The organism is Bradyrhizobium sp. GCM10028915, assembly GCF_042666195.1.
Lineage (GTDB): Bacteria > Pseudomonadota > Alphaproteobacteria > Rhizobiales > Xanthobacteraceae > Bradyrhizobium > Bradyrhizobium canariense_D.
In genome coordinates, this window is sequence record NZ_JBHTFN010000021.1 from 69,379 (window position 1) to 90,121 (window position 20,743).

At 64.7% G+C, this 20,743-nt stretch carries 20 protein-coding genes; 10 read left to right on the forward strand and 10 right to left on the reverse strand.

Translation table 11 applies throughout. The features are described 5' to 3' along the window. Positions 1 to 307: 307 nt before the first annotated feature. Together ACFQX9_RS12175 and ACFQX9_RS12180 are read left to right on the forward strand one after the other, a co-directional pair. Entirely contained in the window at positions 308 to 1,288 is a 981-nt protein-coding gene (locus tag ACFQX9_RS12175) for an ABC transporter substrate-binding protein (RefSeq protein WP_085350306.1), read from the forward strand. 381 nt (positions 1,289 to 1,669) lie between these two features. Then, positions 1,670 to 2,764 (forward strand): catalase family protein, encoded by a 1,095-nt coding sequence (locus ACFQX9_RS12180; RefSeq protein ID WP_377788684.1) that lies wholly within the window; start codon positions 1,670 to 1,672, stop codon positions 2,762 to 2,764. 5 nt (positions 2,765 to 2,769) lie between these two features. Here ACFQX9_RS12180 and ACFQX9_RS12185 read toward each other — a convergent pair whose 3' ends face one another. Continuing rightward, positions 2,770 to 5,841 carry an ATP-binding protein gene (locus ACFQX9_RS12185; protein ID WP_377788686.1) on the reverse strand — a complete coding sequence of 1,024 codons (3,072 nt, stop codon included), beginning with the start codon at positions 5,839 to 5,841 and terminating at the stop codon, positions 2,770 to 2,772. Positions 5,842 to 6,043: 202 nt separating this feature from the next. On the opposite strand from ACFQX9_RS12185, the gene ACFQX9_RS12190 reads away from it, so the two are divergent. Further along, positions 6,044 to 6,223 (forward strand): hypothetical protein, encoded by a 180-nt coding sequence (locus tag ACFQX9_RS12190; RefSeq protein ID WP_018457475.1) that lies wholly within the window; start codon positions 6,044 to 6,046, stop codon positions 6,221 to 6,223. A gap of 204 nt (positions 6,224 to 6,427) precedes the next feature. Here the strand turns inward: ACFQX9_RS12190 and ACFQX9_RS12195 are convergent, their stop codons facing one another. Beyond that, positions 6,428 to 6,859, reverse strand: a complete 432-nt coding sequence (locus ACFQX9_RS12195; protein WP_085350233.1) for a hypothetical protein — start codon at positions 6,857 to 6,859, stop codon at positions 6,428 to 6,430. Between the two features lie 334 nt (positions 6,860 to 7,193). Between ACFQX9_RS12195 and glgC the strand changes: the two genes are divergently transcribed. The 3 genes from glgC to ACFQX9_RS12210 are packed head-to-tail and all read left to right on the forward strand — an operon-like array spanning position 7,194 to position 10,205. Continuing rightward, positions 7,194 to 8,456 carry a glucose-1-phosphate adenylyltransferase gene (glgC, locus tag ACFQX9_RS12200; RefSeq protein WP_007613273.1) on the forward strand — a complete coding sequence of 421 codons (1,263 nt, stop codon included), beginning with the start codon at positions 7,194 to 7,196 and terminating at the stop codon, positions 8,454 to 8,456. Further along, positions 8,453 to 9,907 carry a glycogen synthase GlgA gene (gene glgA / locus ACFQX9_RS12205; protein ID WP_377788689.1) on the forward strand — a complete coding sequence of 485 codons (1,455 nt, stop codon included), beginning with the start codon at positions 8,453 to 8,455 and terminating at the stop codon, positions 9,905 to 9,907. The genes glgC and glgA overlap by 4 nt, the downstream gene beginning before the upstream one ends. Positions 9,908 to 9,944: 37 nt before the next feature. After that, on the forward strand, positions 9,945 to 10,205 hold the full coding sequence (locus ACFQX9_RS12210; RefSeq protein ID WP_018457471.1) for a SemiSWEET transporter: 261 nt from the start codon (positions 9,945 to 9,947) through the stop codon (positions 10,203 to 10,205). Positions 10,206 to 10,249: 44 nt separating this feature from the next. On the opposite strand, the gene ACFQX9_RS12215 is transcribed toward ACFQX9_RS12210, so the two are convergent. Beyond that, positions 10,250 to 11,047, reverse strand: coding sequence for a DODA-type extradiol aromatic ring-opening family dioxygenase (locus tag ACFQX9_RS12215; protein WP_377788691.1), 798 nt, complete (start codon positions 11,045 to 11,047; stop codon positions 10,250 to 10,252). A 158-nt stretch (positions 11,048 to 11,205) separates the two neighbouring features. Here ACFQX9_RS12215 and ACFQX9_RS12220 point away from each other — a divergent pair, with 158 nt between their 5' ends. After that, positions 11,206 to 11,385 carry a hypothetical protein gene (locus ACFQX9_RS12220; protein ID WP_007601069.1) on the forward strand — a complete coding sequence of 60 codons (180 nt, stop codon included), beginning with the start codon at positions 11,206 to 11,208 and terminating at the stop codon, positions 11,383 to 11,385. 16 nt (positions 11,386 to 11,401) lie between these two features. Here the strand turns inward: ACFQX9_RS12220 and ACFQX9_RS12225 are convergent, their stop codons facing one another. After that, complete coding sequence (locus ACFQX9_RS12225; RefSeq protein WP_377788694.1) at positions 11,402 to 12,862, reverse strand: carboxylesterase/lipase family protein; 1,461 nt, start codon at positions 12,860 to 12,862, stop codon at positions 11,402 to 11,404. A gap of 81 nt (positions 12,863 to 12,943) precedes the next feature. Then, complete coding sequence (locus tag ACFQX9_RS12230) at positions 12,944 to 13,189, reverse strand: hypothetical protein (RefSeq protein WP_018457468.1); 246 nt, start codon at positions 13,187 to 13,189, stop codon at positions 12,944 to 12,946. 191 nt (positions 13,190 to 13,380) lie between these two features. Between ACFQX9_RS12230 and ACFQX9_RS12235 the strand changes: the two genes are divergently transcribed. The 3 genes from ACFQX9_RS12235 (at position 13,381) to ACFQX9_RS12245 (ending at position 16,866) form a co-directional block, all read left to right on the forward strand. Beyond that, the gene (locus ACFQX9_RS12235) at positions 13,381 to 16,071 is read left to right on the forward strand and encodes an alpha/beta hydrolase fold domain-containing protein (protein WP_026233376.1); all 2,691 of its coding nucleotides are present in this window, start codon (positions 13,381 to 13,383) and stop codon (positions 16,069 to 16,071) included. 128 nt (positions 16,072 to 16,199) lie between these two features. Then, the gene (locus ACFQX9_RS12240; protein ID WP_018457466.1) at positions 16,200 to 16,472 is read left to right on the forward strand and encodes a hypothetical protein; all 273 of its coding nucleotides are present in this window, start codon (positions 16,200 to 16,202) and stop codon (positions 16,470 to 16,472) included. Between the two features lie 88 nt (positions 16,473 to 16,560). Then, on the forward strand, positions 16,561 to 16,866 hold the full coding sequence (locus tag ACFQX9_RS12245; RefSeq protein ID WP_018457465.1) for a hypothetical protein: 306 nt from the start codon (positions 16,561 to 16,563) through the stop codon (positions 16,864 to 16,866). A 19-nt stretch (positions 16,867 to 16,885) separates the two neighbouring features. Here the strand turns inward: ACFQX9_RS12245 and ACFQX9_RS12250 are convergent, their stop codons facing one another. The 5 genes from ACFQX9_RS12250 to ACFQX9_RS12270 form a co-directional block, all read right to left on the reverse strand. Next, positions 16,886 to 17,041, reverse strand: a complete 156-nt coding sequence (locus tag ACFQX9_RS12250; RefSeq protein ID WP_018457464.1) for a hypothetical protein — start codon at positions 17,039 to 17,041, stop codon at positions 16,886 to 16,888. 112 nt (positions 17,042 to 17,153) lie between these two features. Then, positions 17,154 to 17,669, reverse strand: coding sequence for a septal ring lytic transglycosylase RlpA family protein (locus tag ACFQX9_RS12255; RefSeq protein WP_085385139.1), 516 nt, complete (start codon positions 17,667 to 17,669; stop codon positions 17,154 to 17,156). A gap of 93 nt (positions 17,670 to 17,762) precedes the next feature. Next, entirely contained in the window at positions 17,763 to 17,984 is a 222-nt protein-coding gene (locus ACFQX9_RS12260) for a hypothetical protein (RefSeq protein ID WP_026233375.1), read from the reverse strand. A gap of 30 nt (positions 17,985 to 18,014) precedes the next feature. After that, the gene (locus ACFQX9_RS12265) at positions 18,015 to 19,265 is read right to left on the reverse strand and encodes a DUF1501 domain-containing protein (protein WP_085360697.1); all 1,251 of its coding nucleotides are present in this window, start codon (positions 19,263 to 19,265) and stop codon (positions 18,015 to 18,017) included. 2 nt (positions 19,266 to 19,267) lie between these two features. After that, entirely contained in the window at positions 19,268 to 20,719 is a 1,452-nt protein-coding gene (locus ACFQX9_RS12270; RefSeq protein ID WP_377788697.1) for a DUF1800 family protein, read from the reverse strand. Between the last annotated feature and the right edge of the window lie 24 nt (positions 20,720 to 20,743).

A 20,743-nucleotide genomic window follows, 5' to 3' on the forward strand; every position in this document is an offset into this window, starting at 1 on the left:
GAATTTCGAATGTGGCACGAAGCGAAGTCATTCTCTCCACCGATGCGTGCGAGGACGACGAAAGGATTTCCGCCGATGGATCGATTGACGGAGCACGGGGCTACTCCCTCTCCTGCTTCATTTTTGCGCAGCATCAGTGGCGCATACCGCACGTTCTCGAAATCGGCGCCTCGCCGAAACGTCCTTGCCGATCGCGCGCGCAATACGGTTAGCCATTTCATTGACCGCGCATCATGCGGCCATAGACTTGATCGTCTCGCTGCATCGTTCGCTCACGCGTCGTGGGCAAAGCAACAAGACAGGCCACATGAGCATCAACTCCCTCGATCATTCCATCGCGCGCCGGCTCGCTGCATCGCTGCTTGCCGCCGCCATCACCCTGTCGACGGCCGCGGCGTCGTTCGCAGCCGATGCCGTCGTGCTGCGGGTCGGCGACCAGAAGGGCGGCAATCGTTCGCTGCTCGAGATCTCGGGCTACGCGAAGGATCTGCCTTACAAGATCGAGTGGTCGGAATTCCCCGCGGCAGCTCCAATCCTGGAGGCGCTCAACGCCGGCGCGCTCGACGTCGGCTGCACCGGCGACCTTTCATTCCTTTCCGTCTACGCGGCCGGCGCGCCGATCAAGGCGATCGGCGGCACAAGGTCGGATGCCAAGACGCAAGCCATCCTCGTGCGCCAGGATTCGCCGATCAAATCGGCGGCCGATCTCAAGGGAAAACGCCTCGCCGGCACGCGCGGCGGCTGGGGCCAGTTCCTGATCGACGCGACGCTGGAGAAGGCGCAGATCAGGCTGGAGGACGCGACGTTCGCGCCGCTCGGCCCGGTCGACGCCAAGATCGCGCTGGTCGCGGGCTCGATCGATGCCTGGGCGGTGTGGGAGCCCTACGTCTCGTTCGCGACGCTCAAGGACAAGGCCCGGGTAATCGCCAACGGCGAAGGCCTGACGCCGACCATCACCTTTATCGTCGCCTCGGACAGCGCCATCGCTGGCAAGCGTGCGGCGGTGCAGGACCTCGTCCAGCGGCTGAACAAGGCGCGGCTGTGGTCGCTGGATCATCTCGGCGAGTATGCCAAGAGCACGGCCGAGTTGACCAAGCTACCGGAGGACGTGCTGCTCTCGGCCTATACCGCACAGCGCACCAGCCCGATTCCGATCGATGAGAACGTCGTGAAGGAGGTGCAGGAAGCCTCCGACCGCTCGACGCGCTACGGCATCCTGCCGAAGAAGCTCGACGTCAGCAAAGCCGTCGACCGCAGCTTCACCGCTGCGGCCGCGGGATCGAACTAGGCGGAGGCGGCGGGATGCGCGGGCTCCGTCTCAACGCTGGCCCGCTGCATCTCGCCGCGATCTTACTCGCGCATTTGGCCTGCATGAGCCTGATCGTGTGGCTGTCGCTTTAGACGCCAGCCAGGACCCCCGCTCGCCGGCCCGGCCTTAAGGAAAAAATCAGGACAACATAAGGAGCCCATAAGGACTTACGAGACGCCGCTGGCCTAGCATCGACCGTGTGATCGCGTCGGTAACAGGATGCCTCATCCCGCGGCTTGTCCAGGCAATCACAACTCGCTCTCGGGTTGCCGATCCCGACTGGACGGGCTTACAGTGATCCGCCCTGCGGCCGTCGACGCTTGCAATGGGAAGGCGACCTTCGGGCTGGAGATCAGCGCCATGTCAGCCGATCAGTATCTTCGTTACGATCCGTCCGTCGAACACATCCTGCCGGAGGAAGCGGCGGCGGTCGAGGAGATCGTTGCTTCGATTTCGCGAACGAGTGATCGCACTTTTCGCAAAGACAAGCATGGGACCCGGCAGCAGCACGCCAAGGGCGCCGGCTATCTCCGGGGCGAACTGATCGTCTACGACAATTTGCCGGATCATCTGCGCCAAGGCCTGTTCAAGCAGGCTGGCCACTTCCCGATCATCGTCCGCCTCTCCACCGCATTCAACAGGAGCGATCGTGTCCGTTCGCCGCGAGGGTTTGCCGTCAAGGTTTTGGGCGTGACGGGGGCTAAGGCGCTCGGCGACGACGATTCGACGAACCAGGATCTCCTGCTCGTCAATCACCCCAGCTATTTCGCGGATGCGATGGCCTATATGCGCGCACAGCACAAGGTCGAGCACACCCTGTTCCTGCCTGATCTGGCGTACGGACCCATAGGCTTTTTGGCGCGCGTCCTGGTCGCCGCATCGGACAGAACAGGCATTCCGATCCCGATCGTCTTGAAAGCGCTCGGTGATGCCGGCAGCAACATCCTCGGAGAAACCTTTCACACGGAGGGAGCATTGCGGTTTGGCGATTATATCGCAAGGCTTCGCCTGGTGCCGATGTCGGCGTCGGTTCGCCAACTCACCGGCCGACCCTGCCACGATGCCGATGATGCCGTGCTGAACAGCGTCGTTGCCTTCTTCAAGGAGAATGCGGCCGAGTACGAATTATTCGCCCAGCTCTGCACCGACCTGGAGCGAACACCGATCGAAGATGCCTCGATCGACTGGCCTGAAGACGTCGCGCCGCCGCAAGCACTCGGCAAGATCACGCTTCCGCGCCAGACCGCCGACAGCCCCGCGCGTCGCGTCTATTCCGACGAGGTGCTTTCGTTCGATCCATGGCGATGTCTCGCCGCGCATCAGCCGCTCGGCTCGATCATGCGATTGCGCAGGGATGCCTACCGTGGCTCCCGCACGCTGCGGCAGCAGCAAAATCAATTCAAGGTCAAGCAACGGCCCGGCGAACCGCGAGAGATCGCGGACCTGCCGGATTGAGCCGATCAGCGTCCCGCAATATCGGGCCCGGTGTCCCGGCCTGCGTCGAAAAAGGATGCCGAGCGCAGCGGATCATTGGGATCAAGCGTCTCTGCCAGCGATGCGATCACCTGGCAGGAGCGGTCCCGCCACTTGGCAGCCCTTTGCGCTTGTCCGAGGCTCTCATAGAGCACCGCGGTCGTGCGGTAAACCCGCCAGGTGGCATGCGGCAACCTGGCATGGCGGAGGATCGACATGGCCGCCGACAAATGCCCGCCGGCGAGTTGCGCATCGTGCTTCAGCATCGCAATTCTCGCCATGGCCTCGTAGCACAGCGCGAGAAACGGCCGGTCAGGTGCCGCGCTGGTCACCTCATGAAACTGGCTGGCCGAGCCCTGGGCACGGTCCAGATCGCCGATCGCGATCCAATAGTCGCAGCAAGTCAGCAGATAATGGGGGATGACCAGCGACTCCATTGGCACCCGGTCGACCTCCATTCGCCGCTCCATCGCATCGAGATGCTGCCGCGCCCGAGCCAGGTCGCCCATCCTGACATAAGCTCGCGCCAGCAGGTTTCTGCCAACGAAGAACGTGAACGGATTGGCCTCGATCATCGGGCCGAGCGCATCCTCCGCACGCCGTGACGCGCTGCCATATTCCTCCGCCTCGGAGTACAGCCATCCGATCGCGAGATGACACAGCGCGACGGCCTGCGGATTTGCATTCCGTTCCGAGATAGCCAACGCGGAGACGAGGTTTCGTTGCGCCTGGCCCCATTCGCCGAGATAAATCTGGGCAAACGCCTCGACCGATTCATAAAGCACGAACAGATAGACGTCACCGACCAGGCGGGCGAGCTCCTTTCCCCTGGTCGTCGCATCGCAGCAGGCCGGATAGTTCGCGCGCAGAAACTCCAGCACCATCTCCATCGAGCAGCGTCGCAGCCGCATGCTCAGATCCTGCTCTCCGGTGATCAGTGCTGACGCACGCTCGGCAAGGTCCGCATTCTCACGATCCCAGCCGCGGAGCATCAGCTTCAAATTGGCAACGTTGCCCTGGACCAGAGCGCTGAATGCGGCGTCGTCGATCGCCCTGCTCTTGATAAGGGCCTGTTCCGCAACAGGCAGGCTCTGGCGCCGATCGACGTAAAGACAGAATCTGCTGAGATCGACCAGCGCGTTAACCTCTTCGCGCACGTGCCCGTTCTCCGCCGCGTGCGCCACGATAGCGCTGAGATCCTGCAGGGAATTCAGGAAATCTCCACTGGCCCGCCAGGCCCAGGCGCGCTGAAGCAGCAACTTCAGACGTGTCGTCACCCGAAATTCCGGCGGCAGATGCGGCACCAGCTCCAAGGCGCGGGACAGGTAATTGGCGGCCTCGCGCGTGCTGAACCTTCGCGCCGAGCCCTCGGCCGCCGCGCCCAGATAATGCATCGCTTTCGGGAAATCACGGCCCAGTTCGAAATGGCGCGCGATAACGGCGGCGATCTCCGCAGCCTGCGGCCCATAGCCCTGCTCGAGCCCCGCCCCAAGCAGCGCATGGGTTTTCGCGCAGCGCGCTGGTGCGAGCCGCTGGTAGAGGATCTCCTGGTAAAGCGCGTGCTGGAACGCATACCGACCGGAGACGCTTCCGTTCGGCCACTCGGTCATGCCGGCCCCGACGATGATGCGATCGGTCCGTGCCAGGTCCTCGCACATCTGCTCGACATCCAGCACGGGACGGTCCAGCGCACCGGCGATATTGAGCGCGGAAAACTCCGCTCCCGCCGCACTGGCGACCTCGAGCAGGCAGCGCTCGTCCACGGTGAGGTGATCGATCTGCTGCTTGATCATTCCTTCCAGATCGCGCGGCATGCTGTCATGCGAGGCTGCGTCTTCGCTGACCAGCCGCCAGCCCAATTCGTGCTCGACGAGCGCGCCTTGCGCCACGAGATGATCGAGCAGAGACGACACGAACAGAGGATGCCCGCCGGTTCGCGCGAAGATGCGCTCGACCAGCTCTCTGGCGAAATCGGCCGAGCTGAAGCGCAGGGACAGATAGCGTTCGACGTCGGTGCCGGTCAGTCGATCGAGCGCGAGCTCGGTGGCGTGTCCGTGAATCCGCAAGTCCTGATGAACGGCACGGATAGGATGTCCGCCGACGGCGACTTCCATCGGCCGGTAGGTGGCGAGCACGAGGATAGAAGCCCTCCGATCCCGCCGCGCCAGCCGGGAGAGCACATCCACGGTGGCAAAGTCGCTCCAATGCAGATCTTCCAGGATGATCACCCATGGTCGCGTGACAGCGAGATGTTCCATGAGATCGGAAAATTCGCGCAGCATGCGCTCCCGCGTTGCGCCAAAGACCTCATGCTGGAATGTGGCCCGCTCTGCTTCGCCGAGGAAACCGGGCATCTGCGCGAGCCAGGTCGGCGCGTGCTCGCGGATGGACGTCAGCAGCGATGCTCCATCGGTGCGACGGCAGCACTCGTTCAGCGCTCCGATCAGCGGAAGAAAGGCCTCATGGGTGCCGAACAACTCGTTGCAGCTACAGTGCAGCACGCCCAGTCCCTGCTGGTTCATCCTGTCGAGCGTCATTTGCAAGAGTGTGGTCTTGCCGATCCCGGCCTCGCCGGTGATGAAGACGACCTGACGCTGTCCGGTGCGAGCGAGTTGCAATGCCTTGTCCAGCGTGTCGAGTGCCCCGGTGCGCCCGACTCTCCAGTGCCGGCGTCGATCGACGACCTGCTCCGTGACGGAAGCGGTCTCTTCTTCGGGCGCCCGCTCGATCGCAGGCAAGTCGGCGGTCGCGACCGGCGCAATGAAACGATAGCCGCGCCGCGTGACCGTCTCGATGTAATTGGGGGACTGCCTGTCGTCGCCGAGCACCGAGCGTAGCGCGTTCACGGCAACGGCGAGGCTCGACTCGCTGACGTGCAGATCGGACCAGACCGCGTCGAGCAACTCTTCCTTGGTGACGAGCTCACCGGGCCGACCGACGAGATAGCAAAGAACCTCGAACGGCTTCGGCGCCAGCGCGATCCGCTCCCCGCCTCGCCACAACAGCGCGTTGGCACGGTCGAGGCAGAATTCACCAAAGGCAAGCGCGTCTCTACGCACGGCTCAGACCCCCGGATGCTCGCCCATCTTAAGGGAAAGCTCAGCCAAATGTAAGGACGCGATAAAGACCTGCGCCCTGCGCCGGCACTAGCATTGGCCTGTCCATTTCAGAGACGCCGGCAAGGCGTCGGACGGCCTTTTCATCACGCTGTCATTTCAGTCGGCAGGCAGTCGATGCCTGAATTTTGGCAAGGAGTTGGCCATGAGCATTCTAAAACATCTGGCGATCTCGCCTCTCGCTTTTGCCATTCGCCATTACGACATCAGGGTCATATTGGGCCTCACCGTCCTCAGCCGCATCTTCCTCGTCGCCATCTACCTTGCGTGCGGCGGCCCGGGCCTGTCCGAGTTCGATCTCGCCAACGCCATCGCGCTGCCATGAGCTCGGGACCGCTCGAATGGTGCATCGAGATCGCGATCATCGTCGCGATCTGCATCGGGATTGTCGTGGGCGGGCATGGCCGGCTCGTCGTGCCGCATCACCGGGTTCAGCGCGCGCAAGCCGATCGGGCCGCTTGCATTCAGCGGCCCTCAAACCTCTTCAGCGTCGTCGCCCTGCGGCGAGCGGGTCCGCCCGTTTGATCGATCACCAATACGCGCGGTGATAGTGCCGGTAATACGGCCGGTAGTAGCCGTAACGAGGGCCGAAATACGGGCGGTAAGGCCGATAGTAGCGCGGATAAGCATAGGCCGGACCATAGCCGTAATAGGCCGGCGCATAGCCGTAGCCATAGCCCGGGTATCCGTAGCCGCCATAATAGGGCCCGCCGCCATAGTAGCCATAGCCATAAGGCGCGCTGCTGGCGATGGCACCTGCGATGATCGCGCCAGCGGCAAGGCCGCCGAGACCCCATCCAAAACCTCGGCCGCGCCAGTGCACCTGCGTGACATCGTCGCCGACGGCGGCCTTCATGGTTGCGACATTGGTGGGCAGCGGAGCCGCCGCCACCTGCTGAATCCCCCCCGCCATGACCGCGGCGGCGAGCGAACCGGCGACTGCCGTTTTCCAGACCCTCATCGTCTTACTCCTTTCTGACGTTTGGCTTGGACATGGATCGCAGCGCCATCATCGGGCATCCTGGCGCGAGGTCAAAGCCTCGAGTTTTGCGTGCACCGCACAAGACGCATGCCTCCATTCTGATCAACCGGTACCTGACGGGCTCCACAACCTCGCCGCGAGTGACACCGGCAGGACGGTGCCTGGGGCCCGATCACGCGGCAAAGCATTAAGCTTCCGGCGCATTCGCAACCAACAACCACCTTCCCGATTTACTATTCGTGCCGTTACTATCGGTTCCAAATGAGCGCGGCCGGGAGGCTTCTCGCGAGCGCAAGAGTTGTGGGAGGATGACATGAGTGCCGCGAGACCCGAGCCGCTTGCCCGTCAGGCGCTGGCGTTTGTCCTGGCCGGCGGACGCGGCAGCCGGCTGCTGGAGCTGACCGACCGTCGCGCCAAGCCTGCGGTCTATTTCGGCGGAAAATCCCGCATCATCGATTTCGCGCTGTCGAACGCGGTGAACTCGGGCATCCGCCGCATCGCCGTCGCCACCCAGTACAAGGCGCACAGCCTGATCCGGCACCTTCAGATGGGCTGGAACTTCTTCCGCCCCGAGCGCAACGAGAGCTTCGACATCCTCCCGGCGAGCCAGCGCGTCTCCGAAAACATGTGGTATGTCGGCACGGCCGATGCAGTCTACCAGAACATCGACATCATCGAATCCCACGCCTGCCGCTTCATCGTCGTTCTCGCCGGCGACCATATCTATAAAATGGATTACGAGGTGATGCTGCGCCAGCACGTCGACAGCGGCGCCGACGTCACCGTCGGCTGCCTGGAGATGCCGCGCCAGGAATCTTCCGGCTTCGGCATCATGCATATCGACGAGAACGGCTGGATCAAAGAGTTCCTGGAAAAGCCGAAAGATCCGCCGCCGATGCCGGGCAAGCCGGACGTTTCGCTCGCCAGCATGGGCATCTACGTGTTCGACGCAAAATTCCTGTTCGAGGAGCTCAAGCGCGACGCCGAGGATCCGAATTCCAACCACGATTTCGGCAAGGACATCATCCCCTACCTCGTCAAGAACGGCCGCGCCATGGCGCACCAGTATTCGACCTCCTGCGTCCGCTCCGGCAGCGACCCCCGCGCCTATTGGCGCGACGTCGGCACGGTCGACGCCTATTGGGCCGCTAATATCGACCTCACCGACGTAGTGCCCGAGCTCGATTTGTTCGACAGCGCCTGGCCGATCTGGTCCTATTCCGAGATCACACCACCGGCAAAATTCGTCCACGACGAGGAGAGCCGGCGCGGCCAGGCCGTGAGCTCGCTGGTCTCGGGCGGCTGCATCATTTCCGGCGCCTCGCTGCGGCGCTCACTGCTGTTCACCGGCGTGCGCGTCAACTCCTACGCCAATGTCGAGAACGCCGTGATCATGCCCTATGTCAATGTCGGCCGCGGCGCGCGCCTGAAGAACGTCGTGATCGATCGCGGCGTCGAGATCCCGGAAGGGCTCGTCGTCGGCGAAGATCCCGAGCTGGACGCAAGACGCTTCCGCACCACCGAGCAGGGCATTTCGCTCATCACCCAGCCGATGCTCGACAGGCTCAATACATGACGCCTGTTCGCGTCCTCGCGGTCGCCTCTGAAGTCTATCCCATCGTCAAGACTGGCGGTCTCGCCGATGTCGCGGGCGCGCTGCCGATTGCGCTCAAGGCGCATGGCGTCGAGATGCGCACCTTGATGCCAGGCTATCCTGACGTGATGCGGGTGCTGGGGGGAGCCGACGAAATCCGGCGCTGGCCGGATTATTTCGGCGGACCCGGACGTCTGCTCGCCGGCTCGCATGACGGCCTCGATCTGTTCGTGCTCGACGTGCCGCATCTCTACGCACGGCCTGGCAACCCCTACGTGACGCCCGAAGGCGTCGACTGGCCGGACAATGGCGTGCGGTTCGCCGCGCTCTCGCGCATCGCGGCCGATATCGGCCACGGCCTCGTTCCCGCCTTCGTGCCCGACGTGGTGCATGCCCATGACTGGCAGGCCGGGCTCGCGCCGGCCTATCTGCACTATGACAATCGGCCGCGGCCGGCCACCGTGATGACCATCCACAACATGGCCTATCAGGGCAAGTTCGTGCCCGAGCTGATTGGTTCGATTGGCCTGCCCTGGCGCGCCTACGGCGTCAACGACCTCGAATATTTCGGCGGCATCAGTTTCGTGAAAGCCGGCCTGCAATTCGCCGATCGCATCACCACGGTCTCGCCGACCTATGCGCAGGAGATCCAGACCGACGAGGGCGGCATGGGGTTCGGCGGCCTGCTTCGCGCCCGCGCGAACGTGCTGAGCGGAATCCTCAACGGCATCGATGTATCCGTTTGGAATCCGCAAGAAGATCCGCACATCGCCTACCGCTTCGGCGCGGAGGACCTCACGTTCCGGGCCGCGAACAAGGCGGTGCTTCAGCAACAGTTCAATCTGGATTCCTCGGACGAAGCGCCATTGCTCGGCGTCATCAGCCGCCTGTCGTGGCAGAAGGGGCTCGATCTCCTGCTCGAAGCCATTCCGACCATTTTGCGCGAAGGCATGCAGCTCGCTTTGCTCGGCAGCGGCGATCGCGATCTCCAGGATCGCTATCAGGCCGTAGCGCGCGCGAACCCTGGCCGGATCGGGGTCGTGATCGGCTACGACGAGATCATGGCGCATCTGATCCAGGCCGGCTCGGACGCGCTCATCGTGCCCTCGCGGTTCGAGCCATGCGGCCTGACTCAGCTCTGCGCGTTGCGCTACGGCGCCGTGCCCATCGTCTCGCGGGTCGGCGGCCTCGAGGATACCATCGTCGATATCGGCGATGCCGATAAATCAGGCCGCGATGCCACCGGCTTCAAGTTCGCACCCGTCACCGCGGATGCCCTCGCCGGCACGCTGCGCAAGGCCAACATCGCCTTTCACGACAAGCTGACCTGGCGCCGGCTGCAACTGAGCGGCCTTGCGACCGACGTGTCCTGGCGCAACCGCGCCGGTGACTATGCCGCGCTCTATCGCGGCCTCATGACCGCGCGCGCCTGAGGCGCGACCATCCTCGAATCAATGCTATAGAGCCGCCATGGACCCGTTCTTGATCAAGCTGATCGGCTTTGCCGCCGCGACCTGCACCACCGTGGCCTACGCGCCGCAAGCCATCAAAGTATGGAAGACCCGCTCCACCGGCGATATTTCGCTCGGCATGTTCCTGGTCATGGTGCTTGGGCTGGCGCTCTGGCTCGTCTATGGCCTGCTGTCGGGCGATGCGCCCCTCGTCGCCGCGAACGCCATCACCATGGTGCTCGCCGGCGGCATCCTGTTCATGAAGCTGAAATACGGGTGAGCCACTCTTCTTCACCTCTCCTCGCTTGCGGGAAGAGGAGAAGATCACCCGCCAAACACATACGACGCCATCGCGACATTCGCGACCTCGTCGACGAAGACGCGCTTGCCCGTGTCGCTGACGGCGGCGCCGGCGGCCACCATCAGCGGCAGCAGATGATCTTCGCGCGGATGGGCCAGGCGCGCACTCGGCGCGTTCTCCCAGTCAACCAGCATCGCGTTGCGCCGCGCCGCGTCCTTGTGGCTGATCGCCTCGTTCAGGTAAGCCTCGAAATCATACGAGACCGGCTTCGACTCGGCACGGCCGAACCCGCGCATGTTGTGATAGGTGAGTCCGCTGCCGACGATCAGAATGCCTTCGTCGCGTAGGGAGGCAATCGCCTGCCCCATCCTGATGTGCTCGGCCGGATCGTAACTCGATCTCAGCGACAGCAGCACGATCGGCATGTCGGCGTTCGGATACATCAGCCCGAGCGGCACGAACGTGCCGTGATCGAACCCCTGGTTGGGATCCTCCCGGCAATCAACACCCGCGCGCGTGAGCAGCGCCTTTACCTCCGCGGCGAGCTTGGGCCGCCCCGGCGCGGGATATTTGAGGTGATAGGTGTGCTCGGGGAAACCGTGATAATCGTACACCATCGGCGGATGCGCGGAAGTCGACACGGTGAAGGCGTCAGCCTCCCAATGTCCTGATATGACGAGCACGGCCTTGGGCCTCTCCGGCAAGAGCTGTGGCAGCCGGCCGAACGCCTCGGCGGTTTTCGCGTATTGCACCCGCCTGTCTTCCATGAACGGCCACGGACCGCCGCCATGCGACAGGAAGAAGGTGGGAAATCGCACCATGGGCGAAGGCTCGTTTCGTTGGCAACATGCGCGTGCGAGCTGCCCGCGCGATCGGCCGCGAGCATAGGCAAACCCGTATGGTTAGCAAGACGTTAACGATTTGCTGCCCAGAATCCCGGGCGTAGCCGAAGGAGTCGGCCAGCAGCCAGGGACGTGAAATGAAGAAGTTTGCGTTGGGGGACGTCGTCAACAGTGACAAGGGCCGCCGCGGCGTCGTTCGCGCCGCCTACAAGTCGAAGGAAGGCCAGCAGTTCTACGCCGTCGAGAAAGACGGCGCGATGGATTATCTGGAGGAAGACCGGCTAAGCCCGGCGCCGCGCGTCGAGCTCGCGGCTTAAGTCCAACTCATCCCCTCTAATGCGCGAACCGGTCCAGACGCTCCGACCAGGGGTCGTCTCCGCTCGCGATGCCATCGTTCGCGATCAGCAGCAGGCGATCGCTGCCTGCGGCCGAATCCCAATGCGGCAGGTCCGCACCGTTGGGATCGCCGCTCCTGGCGAAATTGATCCAGTAGGCGCGCATGCGATTTGCGACCTCGCGATCGGCTCCTGACAAGATGCCTGCACCGGGCATGCCTTCGACGCCGAAGATGAACTGCAATTCCCGCCCGTGACCGCCCTCGGGGTTTGCGCGCCGTGCCTCCGGCACATAGGCGAAGCGATAGCGAAAGGTCGGCGCACCGCTGGCGGCATGCAGGCGCGCCAGCAGTCTCACTGGCTCGGAGAAGACCCTGTCGGTGTAGAACCTTGCCGCGCGGTCCGAAGGTCTGGCGAGATCGGGATAGAGCCTGCGCAGCTCATCGCTGGTGGTGCCTGACGATGCCAGCTCTTCCCGGATATCCAGCTCGCCGTCGAAACCGGTCTCATCGTCGTTCGAGCCGATGATCAAGGGGATGCGGCTCTCATGTCCGGCTGCGAAACCCGCGGCGACCTCCTCGCCCACCAGACTCCCATCGATCGTCGGCGCGAAGCTGCGCGGCGATTTTTCCAGTAAATGTTTTTCGACGGCAAGCAGGCGTTGCGGTTCGGCTGTACGTAAATCGGCCTGTCGCCCCAGCACCGCCACGAATTGCCGCCCCACAATTTCGGCCTCTTGTGCCGAACGCAGGCGCGCACGGCCGGGGATCGATTGCAGAATGGCTTTCTGGAAGAGATCGCCCGATTGCTCCGACAGCATCAGCAGCGCGATCGACGTTGCGCCTGCGCCACTGCCGAACAAGGTGACGTTGGTGGGATCACCGCCGAAGGCCGCGATGTTGTCGTGCACCCAATGCAGCGCCGCGATCTGGTCCATCAGGCCGAAATTGCCGGAGCCGCCTTCCGACAGCGCGGGATCGCTGAGCCAGCCGAACGCGCCGAGGCGAAAATTCACGGTCACCACGATGAGGCCGGCTTGCGCGAGCCTGGCACCGTCGAACAGCGGATCATTCGCGGTGCCGCTGACGAAAGCGCCGTCGTGGATGAACATCATCACCGGTAGCGGGCCGTCGACCCCGAACGGACGAAACACGTTCAGCGTGAGGCAATCCTCGCTCGATCCCGGCAGCGAGGGCTGAAGACACGGCGCGCCATAGGCATAGGCGGTGCGCATCTCCGAACTCTCGGGTGCAGCCTGCGGCGGACGCCAGCGCAGCGGTCCGAGCGGCGCGGCCACATAGGCCAGCCCCTTGAACGAGGCCACCTCGCCTTCGACGGCGCCAAGCATCTGTCCTTCGCGCGTCAGCGCAAATGGAAACTGGCCGACTGGCTGGGCCACGACCGAGCCGGCGCAACAGAGGACGAGTGACGTCGCAAAAAGCGCGAACACGGACCGCATCTTCGGAGCATCTCGACGCGCGGAAGGATTTTGGGCAGGTTATGTCCGTGGCCCGCCGCGAAGCAAGCGCCGCGGCTGCGCCTAGCTCCGCTTGGCGGCAAGCTCCGCCAGTGCGTGCCGTGCGATGATGCCGAGCTCGCCGAGCGTGGAGTGACCGGACCGCGCCGCCTCGATCAGCCGCTCGGCGATGAACCTGCGGCTGTCGTGATCGCCGCCGTGAGGCAGTTGGCGGCACGTCTCCTCCAGGACGACGTCCATGTTCGCTTTGGTCCGCTCACTCAACTCTGTCATGACGCCCGTTTGCACGCGTGGCAAAAACAAGAGCATACACAGGTGGATCGACCCTGATTAGCCCGGGAAATCACGGCCCTTGTGCATCGCGATGCGTGTGCCGCCGCAACATTCACGCGGCCATGATGACGCCGCAAATGGCTACCGAAGATTGCACATGCCGTGATGACAAGCCGAACCTGCAGCGATAGCCTGCGGGCAAAACAAAACACACGGGAGGAAATGCCATGCCTGATGCAATGGTTGCTGCACGTGCCTCGGACACGGGGCGCGGAACCAGCCAGCAGGTCGATGTTGCCGTGGTCGGTGCCGGATTTGCCGGCCTCTATCTTCTGCATCGGCTACGCAAGGCCGGCCTGACGGCGGTCGGCCTCGAAGAAGCCGGCGACGTCGGCGGCACCTGGTACTGGAACCGATATCCCGGGGCGCGCTGCGACATCCAGACCATTGATTACAGCTACACCTTCGATCCCGACCTCGAGACCGCATGGACCTGGTCGGAGAAATATGCGACCCAGCCCGAGATCCTGCGCTATCTCGGCTTCGTCGCCGACCGCTACGATCTCAGGCGTGACATCCGCTTCAAGACCAAGGTCACGGAAGCGAAATGGGACGAGGCGATCGAGCGCTGGCAGCTCACCACCGATAATGGCCCGCCGGTCTCCTGCCGCCATTACATCATGGCCACCGGCTGCCTCTCGGCGCCCAAGCCGCCGGAGATCGACGGCGTGAAGGACTTCAAGGGCGAGGTCTATTTCACCGGACGCTGGCCGCATGACGGCGTCCATCTCGGCGGCAAGCGCGTCGCGGTGATCGGCACGGGATCGTCGGCCATTCAGTCGATCCCGCTGATCGCCGAGCAGGCTGCGCACCTGACCGTGTTCCAGCGCACCCCGAATTTCGCGCTTCCGGCGCACAACGGTCCCGCGCCGTCCGATCGCATGAGCCTGCTGCAAGGCGATCGCGCGGCCTATCGCGAGCAGGCGCGCCAGTCGATGGCCGGCGTGCCCTATCCGCAGCAGACGGTCGTTAGCTGGCAATTAAGCGATGCCGAGCGTCGTGAGCGGTTCGAACGCGCTTGGGCGGCCGGCGACCTCGTCCACATCCTGACCCAGCTCTGGGCCGACCAGGCGGTCGACATCGACGGCAACAAGATCGTCCAGGACCTGATCCGCGAGAAGATCCGCGCCGCCGTCAAAGACCCCGAGACCGCCGCGGCGCTGATGCCGGACGATCATCCGTTCGGCGCCAAACGCCCCTGCCTCGATACCAACTATTACGCGACCTACAACCGGCCGAACGTCACGCTGGTCAATCTGCGTCAGGAGCCGATCAAGGCGATCACCGCAAGTGGGATCACGACGGCCAAGCGCAGCGTCGACGTGGACGTGATCGTGTTCGCGACCGGCTTCGACGCCATGACCGGCGCGATCCGCGCCGTGCATCCGATCACCGGACGTGGCGGCAAGTCGCTCACCGACGTCTGGGCGCAGGGGCCGCAGACCTATCTCGGCCTCACCGTCGCAGGCTTCCCGAACTTCTTCATGATCACCGGTCCCGGCAGCCCGTCGGTGCTGTCGAACATGGCGGTGTCAATCGAGCAGCATGTCGACTGGGTCGTCGACCGGCTCAAAGCATTGCGCGACGGCGGCTTCACCACGATCGAGCCGACCGAGACGGCGCAAGCCGGCTGGAACAGGCACATGGCCGATTGCTCGATGGTGACGCTGCACCGGCTCGCCAACACCTGGTACACGGGCGCCAACGTGCCCGGCAAGGTGCAGGGCCTGATGCCCTATACCGGCGGCGTCGGTCCCTATCGCAGCATCTGCGACGAGGTGGTCAGCCGCGGCATGCTCGGCTTCAAGCTGACCGGCCCCGACGTCGCCGCGCAATGCAATGACGGCGAGGTGGTGCGGCTGCAGCCGGACGTGCGGCTGGTGCTGAACCTGCTGGCGTCACTCAACCTGCCGCCGATCGAGTCGATGGGCGCCCTCGGCGCCCGCGCCTTCGTCGACGAGTTCAACAAGGGCCGCCCGGCGGGACGGCCGATCGGCGAGATCGTCGACGGCACCCTGACAGGCGCCGACGGTCCGCTGCCTTACCGGGTATACCGGCCGGCAACGCCGGGGCCGCATCCGGTGGTGGTCTATTTCCACGGCGGCGGCTGGGTGCTCGGCGACGAGCAGTCGGACGAGCCGTTCTGCCGCGACATGGTGCGGCGGACCGGCATGATGCTGGTCAGCGTCGGCTATCGTCATGCGCCCGAGCATCGTTTCCCGGCCGCGGCCGAAGACGGCTATGCGGCGACGCGCTGGATCGCCGAGCACGCCGCCGAGCTCGGCGGCAGGCCGGGCCCGGTGCTGGTCGCGGGCTGGAGCGCCGGCGGCAACATCGCCGCCGTCACCTGCCAGCTTGCGCGCGATCGCGGCGGCCCTGAGATCGCGGGCCAACTCCTGATCTGCCCGGTCACCGACTGCACCTTCGACCGCCCCTCCTACAACGACAATGCGACCGGCTATTTCCTGACGCGCTCGCTGATGTACTGGTTCTGGGACCTCTACTGCTCGCCGACCGACCGCACCGATCCACGCGCCTCGCCGCTCCGCGGCAAGGTCGAAAGGCTACCGCCGGCCTTCGTCGTCACCTGCGAATTCGATCCCCTGCGCGACGAAGGCATCGCCTATGCCGAGGCGATGGCAGCCGCCGGCGTCCCGGTCGAGCAACTCAAGGCGCGTGGCCATTTCCATTCGTCCTTCACGATGGTGGACGTGATCATCACCGGCGCGCCGAGCCGGGTGCAGATGGCCGAGGCCTTGCGGCGCTTTGCCGGGCTTCCGCCCGAAGTTGGTCGCGGCGATGAGACCAGCCACGGGCACACCAGCCCGGGCCATAAAATCGCGGCGGCCGCGAGCTGAAAGCAAACATTTGCCGGGAACTATTTCCCGGTCATCGCGTTTGGTGCTGAGGCATTGAGATGCAGTAATGGGTGTAGGCCCCGGTACGCACGATCGTGTGCCGGGGTCTTTTTGCGTGAGGCGGGACGATGGGGGACGTGGTTGGGGATTCAAAGGTCGACTTTGGTGTCCTTGCGGTGCTGCATAAATGGCCGTCGCTTGCGAACCAGCGACGGTCGGACCGAGCGTCCTACCAGGTGATCGAGGGTACGCTCGACGAATGCATCTCGGCGTTCATGGCGAAGCCGGCGGCGACCAGGCATCTCTATGAGATCCGCACCATCGCGCAACCGCCGCTGGTCACGGACATTCTCTCGCCCGAGCACATCACGGAGCTGGCGCGGCTGCGCGAATTTCTCTGATCCTCGCAGAAGCACCGGCTGAGCGCGGGAACCTTCTGCCGGTTTTTCCCGTTGATGGTGATCGGAAGCGAAGGCGTGAGTGCCTCACATGCTTGAAGCCGGCGTGCCAGCCCCTGTCGTGCCCTATGGCGCAGACCAGACCCTGTTCGTGGTGATCGACCGCCTCGACAAGGCGACCGAAATTCGTGTCGAGCGAAGCGATCTCGACGCCACGATCGGCGAGCTCGTCGCTGGCTGCTTCAACGACCCCATCAAGGTCATCTCGTTCAACACGCTGGAGCACTGGATGAAGGACATCTCGACGGATGTCGCCGGCGAGATCCGGGCGCGCTGTGACATTGATGGCATGACGCTGCCGGACTATCTCAGCGACTTCGTCGAAAGCCACAGCTGAGCGCGCATGGGGATGAGAATCAGGCGCGCCGGTACTTGCCGGCGATGACCTCGATCTCGCGGCGGCGTTCGTGCGCGAAGGTCAGGAGCTTTTCGATCGTCAATGTATCCGTGATCCGTTTGGCCAGCCGCTCGGCGCGTGCGGCCTGATCTTCGAGATACTGGATCGTGGTCAAACGCCGCCTCCCAAGAGCTTAGATCTAGTCCCGAATGATTGGGTATCCATGGTGGGCTTGAGGCGGCTAACAGCCGGTTAAGCACAGCGCTTCGGATCGATGCAGCCGCAAATTATTGCACCACGTCGAGCCGGACATTGGTGACACCCTTGTCGACCATGCCGAGCGCCTCCGCCGCGGAGGGAGAGACGTCGACCACGCGTCCGCGAACATACGGCCCGCGATCGTTGATCCTGACGGTGACGAAGCGGCCGGATGAGACATCGGTGACGCGCAGCTTGGTGCCGAACGGCAGGCTGGGATGGGCCGCGGTCAATTCGTTCTTGTCGAACCTCTCGCCGCTCGCCGTCTCCGTGTCCGAATAGAAACTGGCGACGCCGTGGGAGACGCTCTGCTTTGCATCACCGTCGGGGATGCGCGCCCGGCTGATCGGACGCGGATGCAGCGCCGCCACCCTGTGCGGTCGTTCGACAGCGGCCTGGCGGTGGGTGCCGAGATCGGCCTTCTGGCGGCCGACCGGTGATTGCGCACACGCCGCAAGCGACGCCGCGCCGATGGTGGCGAGCAGGATCCGGCACAGGCTTGCCGGCGAAATCCGGGCATTTTCGGCACGTGCAAAGCAAGACATGATGCGCCCTCCGAATGGCCCCGAGTTTCGGTGGGCAATGAGGGCAGAACCTTGTCGGAACGAAAGCGCGCCTGAGGCCGCAGCCGTTTCGGGTTAGCTGTGGCGATTCCACCACACTGGCTTGTCCTGAATCGAGACAGGCTCGTGGGATAAGCCCGATACGACGCGCCAGATCGGGCGCGTCTCCGGCGGAACCTCGTCAGGTTCGGCGCCGCTCCTCGAGAGCCGCGCGAGCTCGCGCCGATAGAGCCGCTGCCAGCCGGTCTTCAAGCTGGCGAGAAAGTCGAGCTCCCGTTGTGTCAGCGTGCACATCATGAACCCGATCCGGTTGCGAGAGCCGCGTCGTCAGCCGACGAGGCCTCCCATCGGTTTGACGTCGGCGCTGCCCGGGAAGACGGCTTCTGCGAGCACCTTCTCCTCGACGCGCAGATGATCCCTCAACAGGCCTTTCAGCACCGCGCGCAAATCCGTGGTCGGCTTGAGATCGCGATCCTCGAAGAGTTGCGCCGGCTTCAGACCGGGCCAGTCCGCGATCACGCGACCACCGTTGAGCCCGCCGCCGATCAGGAAAGCGACCGTGCCCGTGCCGTGGTCGGTACCCTGCGTACCGTTGATGCGCGCGGTTCGCCCGAACTCGGTGACAACGGCCACGACTGTTTCGCGCCACGCTTCGCCCATATTGCTCTCGATCGCGGCAAAGGCGCCGTCGAGCGCACCGAGCAGATTGTAGAGCTGGCCCGAGGCCACGCCCTCGGCGATGTGCGTATCCCAGCCGACGAAGCCCATGGCGCCGACACGCGGGCCGTCAGGCTTGGCGAGATAGCGCGCGGCCGTGCCGGCGGCTTCGGCGAAATAGGCGCGCACGCGCGCGATGCCGGGCGGCGGCAAGGTCGGATCGTCGGACATCGGATCGCCCGCACCTGGTGCGCCGCCGAGCGAAGCGAGCCTCATGCGGGCCTGGAGCACGGTCGCAAGCTTCGGATCGGTGTGCTGGTAGAGATCGAGCAGGCGGTTCTGCGTGTCCTCGCTCGCCGGCAACAATCTCTGCGGTACCCATGTCATGACGGGCGCCGAACCGCGCACCACCAGCGGCGTCACGGAGCCGATGCCGAGCGCGCGGCTGCCGCGCGGGTCGACACGCCCGCTGGATTCCAGCGCGAGCAGCGCGCGGTTGAGCCATCCCGAGCTGGTCATGCCCGGCTTGACGAGCCCGCTTTCCAGCACGTCCTGGCCGTCGAAATGCGAACGCTCGCGATAGGGCGTCGCGGCGGCATGGACGATTGCGGCCTTGCCGCTCTTGTAGAGCCGATGCAGATTCGGCATCGCCGGATTGAGCGCGAAGAAGGCATCGAGCGGCAGCGCGGGCGGCTTGCCGTCCAGCACCAGCGCACGATCGCCGCGCAAGGAGATCCAGTCGGGATCGCCGACCGGCGCAACCGCGCCAAGGCCGTCGAGCGCGCCGCGCAGCACAATGACCAGCAGGCGCGGATCGCGCCCTTCGGCACGCGCGATCCGCGGCATCTGGCTCCACGCGAACAGCGCGCCGGAGCCGACCAGAAGCTCGCGCCGCGTGGGCAGATGATGGTCAAAGCCCATGGTCACCTCCTCTGGAACTCCGCCGACATGAACAACAGCGCGAGCGCCTGCTGCCGGCTCTCGGCGCGGCCGACGGCCTGCTTCACCTCGGGTGATATCTCCGATGCGAAGACGTCCTCGATGATCGCCTGCGGATCAGCCGTACCGGCGAGGCGCTCGGCAAAATTGTTGGCGATGTCGAGCCGCCGGCCGACGCCGTCGATCCAGCTCGCCTCGTCGTCCGGATAGCCCTTGGGCGCGGATGGACGCCACAGCGCCTCGCCGAGCAGCTCCAGCCCGCCGGTGAAGCGGACTGGATCGACCGTCGTGGCGCCGGTCGCGCGCACCATGCCAACGCCCCACTCGCTGGGGCGCTTGAGCTTCGACGGCGGCCGGCGCCAGGCCTCGTCCGAGGACACCATCGCGATCGCGACCTGCTTAAGATCGCCCTCGGTGTCGCGAAAAGTCTTCGCCATCTGCTCGATCAGCACAGGCGGCGGCTCGTCGGCGACGAAATGGCGCGCGAGCTTGGTCGCGATATGGGTTGCGGTCGCCGGATGCGCGGCGAGATCGCGCAGCACCGCGCGGCCCTGCTCGGCATCCTCCTGCTCGTAGCGCTTGCCGAGCACGGTTTGCCCGCCGGGCTCGTGCAGCCGCGGATTGAAGGTGAACTCGCCACCGTGCTCGGGATTGTCGCCGGGCGGCACCAGCGTCCATCCCGTCAACACATTGGCGAAGCTGATGACGTCGTCCTGGGTGTAGCCGGCGCGCACGCCGAGCGTATGCAGCTCCATGATCTCGCGCGCGATGTTCTCGTTGAGGCCGCGGCTGCGGTTGATGCCGGCGATCGAGTTCGCACCCATCGAGCCGAGATTGTCGAGATAGAACAGCATCGCCGGATGGCCCTCGACGGCCAACAGGAGATCGACGAAGCGGCCGAGCATATTGGCGCGAACGGCTTCGCGCTCATAGGCGCCGGACATGCTCTGGATCTTGTTGGCCGAGATGCAGAAATGGTTGGACCAGAACCACACCAGCCGCTCGGCGAAGCCGATCTCGGCGGCAAGCGCGGCTTCCGTGCGCAGCTTGGCTTCCTGCAAATAGATCGGACGCCCGGGATCGGGCACGGCCTCGGCCGCCTGCTTGGCCGCCATCTCGGCGGCGTCCTTGTCCGCACCCTGCCCTTGCGTCTGGTCTTCCGACATTGTCGGCGCGGACGCCGTCTGCTGCCTCTTGGCCTGCTGCTGCGCCTGCTTGGCCCTAGCCGCGCGCCGCGCATTGGCGTCGGCAACGGTGCGATAGGCCTTTGCGCTGGTGGGAAGGACGGCGGCGGCGGTCAGCGTGAGCGGCCGGTCGAGATCGGCGATCAGTGCGCCGCGCGGGTCGGTGCCGACGGCGGCGATCGATCCCGGTCGCGGCCCCATCCCGAAGCGATGAAGCGCCAGCACAGCTTCGGCCTTTGCGGAATTGGTCATCGCGAACGCCTGATTTTCTCGAGC

Coding starts and splice junctions, on each gene's coding strand:
- ACFQX9_RS12175 (WP_085350306.1), top strand. CDS start 308: ATGAGCATCAACTCCCTCGATCATTCCATCGCGCGCCGGCTCGCTGCA.
- ACFQX9_RS12180 (WP_377788684.1), top strand. CDS start 1,670: ATGTCAGCCGATCAGTATCTTCGTTACGATCCGTCCGTCGAACACATC.
- ACFQX9_RS12190 (WP_018457475.1), top strand. CDS start 6,044: ATGAGCATTCTAAAACATCTGGCGATCTCGCCTCTCGCTTTTGCCATT.
- ACFQX9_RS12195 (WP_085350233.1), bottom strand. CDS start 6,859: ATGAGGGTCTGGAAAACGGCAGTCGCCGGTTCGCTCGCCGCCGCGGTC.
- glgC (WP_007613273.1), top strand. CDS start 7,194: ATGAGTGCCGCGAGACCCGAGCCGCTTGCCCGTCAGGCGCTGGCGTTT.
- glgA (WP_377788689.1), top strand. CDS start 8,453: ATGACGCCTGTTCGCGTCCTCGCGGTCGCCTCTGAAGTCTATCCCATC.
- ACFQX9_RS12210 (WP_018457471.1), top strand. CDS start 9,945: ATGGACCCGTTCTTGATCAAGCTGATCGGCTTTGCCGCCGCGACCTGC.
- ACFQX9_RS12215 (WP_377788691.1), bottom strand. CDS start 11,047: ATGGTGCGATTTCCCACCTTCTTCCTGTCGCATGGCGGCGGTCCGTGG.
- ACFQX9_RS12220 (WP_007601069.1), top strand. CDS start 11,206: ATGAAGAAGTTTGCGTTGGGGGACGTCGTCAACAGTGACAAGGGCCGC.
- ACFQX9_RS12225 (WP_377788694.1), bottom strand. CDS start 12,862: ATGCGGTCCGTGTTCGCGCTTTTTGCGACGTCACTCGTCCTCTGTTGC.
- ACFQX9_RS12230 (WP_018457468.1), bottom strand. CDS start 13,189: ATGCTCTTGTTTTTGCCACGCGTGCAAACGGGCGTCATGACAGAGTTG.
- ACFQX9_RS12235 (WP_026233376.1), top strand. CDS start 13,381: ATGCCTGATGCAATGGTTGCTGCACGTGCCTCGGACACGGGGCGCGGA.
- ACFQX9_RS12240 (WP_018457466.1), top strand. CDS start 16,200: ATGGGGGACGTGGTTGGGGATTCAAAGGTCGACTTTGGTGTCCTTGCG.
- ACFQX9_RS12245 (WP_018457465.1), top strand. CDS start 16,561: ATGCTTGAAGCCGGCGTGCCAGCCCCTGTCGTGCCCTATGGCGCAGAC.
- ACFQX9_RS12255 (WP_085385139.1), bottom strand. CDS start 17,669: ATGTCTTGCTTTGCACGTGCCGAAAATGCCCGGATTTCGCCGGCAAGC.
- ACFQX9_RS12260 (WP_026233375.1), bottom strand. CDS start 17,984: ATGATGTGCACGCTGACACAACGGGAGCTCGACTTTCTCGCCAGCTTG.
- ACFQX9_RS12265 (WP_085360697.1), bottom strand. CDS start 19,265: ATGGGCTTTGACCATCATCTGCCCACGCGGCGCGAGCTTCTGGTCGGC.
- ACFQX9_RS12270 (WP_377788697.1), bottom strand. CDS start 20,719: ATGACCAATTCCGCAAAGGCCGAAGCTGTGCTGGCGCTTCATCGCTTC.